This is a genomic window from Saccharopolyspora elongata, from assembly GCF_004348985.1.
GTDB lineage: Bacteria > Actinomycetota > Actinomycetes > Mycobacteriales > Pseudonocardiaceae > Saccharopolyspora > Saccharopolyspora elongata.
In genome coordinates this window covers 1-2753 of record NZ_SMKW01000195.1, presented here as the reverse complement: position 1 = coordinate 2753, position 2753 = coordinate 1, and the positions used below count along the sequence as shown (strand labels likewise).

At 70.5% G+C, this 2753-nt stretch carries 2 protein-coding genes and 1 pseudogene; all 3 read right to left on the bottom strand.

Annotated features, from left to right (window positions below):
• Positions 1-263: 263 nt before the first annotated feature.
• A complete protein-coding gene (locus tag E1288_RS46210) occupies positions 264-773 on the bottom strand; it encodes a phosphotransferase enzyme family protein (protein WP_268952044.1) in 510 nt (169 codons plus the stop codon).
• A 92-nt stretch (positions 774-865) separates the two neighbouring features.
• A pseudogene (locus tag E1288_RS48465) lies at positions 866-1051 on the bottom strand (IS607 family transposase); the annotation flags it as partial.
• Between the two features lie 28 nt (positions 1052-1079).
• Entirely contained in the window at positions 1080-2297 is a 1218-nt protein-coding gene (locus E1288_RS46200) for a molybdopterin molybdotransferase MoeA (protein ID WP_132495665.1), read from the bottom strand.
• Between the last annotated feature and the right edge of the window lie 456 nt (positions 2298-2753).

The window sequence follows — 2753 nt, the reverse complement described above, 5'->3', positions numbered from 1 at the left end:
AAACGGGCACGCCACCGCCAGCAGCGCCAGGACAGCAGGCCATCCCCCTCAGCGGCCGTCATCACCGCACCCAGCAAGACCGGACACCGACCTCGACCAGCCAAGATCACTTAAACGACCGGCATTGCGCCTAGCCGATCGGGGCTGAAGTCCCGGCTGGACTGTGCGCCGGACATGGGCGAAGGGTGTCCATGATCCTCGCCGGCAAGGGCGTCGAGGCATGCCAAGACGGCCATCGCCTGTGACCGCCAGGAATCGATCCTCTAGCAGGCGAGGTCCAGGTGACCGGCGTATTCCCCGGTTTCCGCATAGGTCCGCATCAGGTCGAAGATCCCCTTCGCCCGGCCGGGTCCCCAGCTCAGGACCGCCTCGTTCGCCGAGCTCAGCACGAAGTTCAGGATGATCACGTCGCGCATGACGAGGAACTCGTCGAACCGGGCCATCGCCGGCGGCAGCTCGCGCACCGCGCGATATCCGCGCAGGTATCCCGCCGCGAACCGGCCGTAGGACGGCGCGTCGCAGACGCGCAGCACGGAGGAGAGCACCGTGGCGATGTCGAGGGCGTAGTAGCCCCAGCCGCAGTCGTCGAAGTCGATGACCGCCGTGTCGCCGCCCGGCGTGCGGACCAGGTTGCCGCGGTGGAGGTCGGCGTGGCTCAGCCCCCAGTCCGCCGGGATGCGATCGGGCATCCGGTCGCGGACCCTCGCCGACACCCGGTCCAGCAGGTCCAGCTCCATCCGGTCGAGGCGGTCGCGCGCCTTCGGGTCCGCCAGCGCGGCGCCACCGCTGCGACCTGAGCGCCTGCTCCTGGCTCGGGTTCGGGTCGAGCGCGAACCGGTACGCCTGCAACACCGTCTCGGCCACTGACCTCATCGGATTGGAGCACGACGAGTTCACGACCGGTCGCGGACAAGGCTACTTGCAGGTGTTCGACACCGAAGAGGGTCAACCGGTCACGGTGCTCCACCACGATCCGGGTGATTCCAGGATCGGCGAGGATCTTCCGCAGCTTCGAACGAGCCCCGTTCAGCCCCGAGCCGACCTCGGTCACCGTGGAGGCGCCGCAGCCCGCCGGGTGATCACGGTCGCGGCACCTCAAGTACGTCCACAGTGGAGCCAGTGGGCAGACCGCCGGGCGGGACCACCGCGAGGCCGTCGGCGAGCGCGAGGCCGCGCAGCATCGCGGGACCGTCGAAGGGAAGCGGCGCGGCAGCGTTCTCGCGGACCAGCACCGGCAGCAGCCTGGTGCTTCGCGGATGTCCGGGCAGCTCGACCGAGACTTCGACGCGTCGCGGCTCCGCGTCCGGCCGACCGCTCAGACGACGCAGCAGCGGCAAGGCCAGCGTCACCGTTCCCGCGACGGCCGCGAGCGGGTTGCCGGGGAGCCCGACGAGCCGGCGATTCCGCCCGTCCGCGGCTGGCGGAAGCTCGGCGAGCAGCATCGGATGACCTGGCCGCACGGCGACGGAGTCGACCAGCAGCCGGGCGCCGGTCTCGGCGAGCGCTGCGTGCAGGAAGTCGACTGGACCGGCGGCGGTGCTGCCGGTGGTGACCACGACGTCGGCCGGTGAGTGCCGGATCGCGTCGTGCAGCAGCTCGAAGTCGTCGGCGATCCGGCGCCGGCCGATCACGTCACCGCCGCACTGCAGCATCGGCGGCAGCAGCGGGCTCAGCGCGTCGCGGACCGCGCCGCGGCGGGGCAGGCCGGAGTCCAGCAGTTCGTCACCGAGGACCAGCACCTCCACCGTCGGGCGCCGGTGGACGACGAGCCTGTCGTACCCGGCCGCCGCGGCCAGGCCCAGCACGGCGGGCGTGACCGTCGTACCGGCCGGCAGCAGCGGCTCGCCTGAGCGGCATTCCTGACCCCGGGGCCGGACATCGCGGCCCGGGGCGGGCGGGCTCGGCGCGCGGTCGAACAGGATCCGGGCCGACCTCTCCACCTCGCCGTGCTCGCTGCGCAGCACCGCGATCGGGCCGGGTGGCAACTCGGCGCCGGTCGCGATGCTCACGGCGGTGCCCTCCGCCAGCGGTTCCGGCCGCCCGCCGGCCAGCACGCCGGTGCCGCCGAGCCGCCACGGCCCCGGCCCCGCCACGGCCCAACCGTCCATTGCGGACGTGTCGAACGGCGGCAGGTCGGTGAGCGCGACGAGCGGTTCGGCGAGTGCGTGGCCGAGCGCGTCGGCGAGCTCGCGCGCAACCGCGGGCAACGGCTCCCCGGCGGCGTCCCTGGCGGTGTCCCGCGCCTGCGCCCAGCTCTTCGCGGTCGCCTCGGCACCGATTCGTGCAACGAGATTCATCTGGTTCCCCGCCCGGCGCACCGCCGACGGAACGCCTCGTGCTGTTCGCAATTCTCGGCGATGCGGAAATCCCGGTCTCCCACCAGTTTCCGATATCGGGCCCGAACGGTCAAAGCGGAGTCCCCTACCAGCCGATAAGCAATGCCTATCACCGGCCGGACCGGAGTGAGGGTTTTCCAACCTCGTTTTGCGTGGCGGTGCGGGTAGCGGAACCTCAGGCGCCTTCTCGCTGTGGGATCCCCGACTCATGAATGACCAATTCACCACGTCGGGGCTGTCCTCGCGAGAAGCCCCCTGAGAACCCGCTGCGGTGCAAGCTGCGTAGGTGGGCTAAGCCTGGATGCACCGAGGAATTGTTCTTGGATAGCAACGTTTAATGAGTGAAAGTGCCTCCTGACCTGCGATGATCAGAGTTGCTGAAGCACTGATGTCGCGTGGATCGGAAGGCACTTTCGG

Bases quoted from the DNA above. Each gene is read 5' to 3' on its own strand.
- E1288_RS46200 (WP_132495665.1), bottom strand. From the start codon at position 2,297: ATGAATCTCGTTGCACGAATCGGTGCCGAGGCGACCGCGAAGAGCTGG.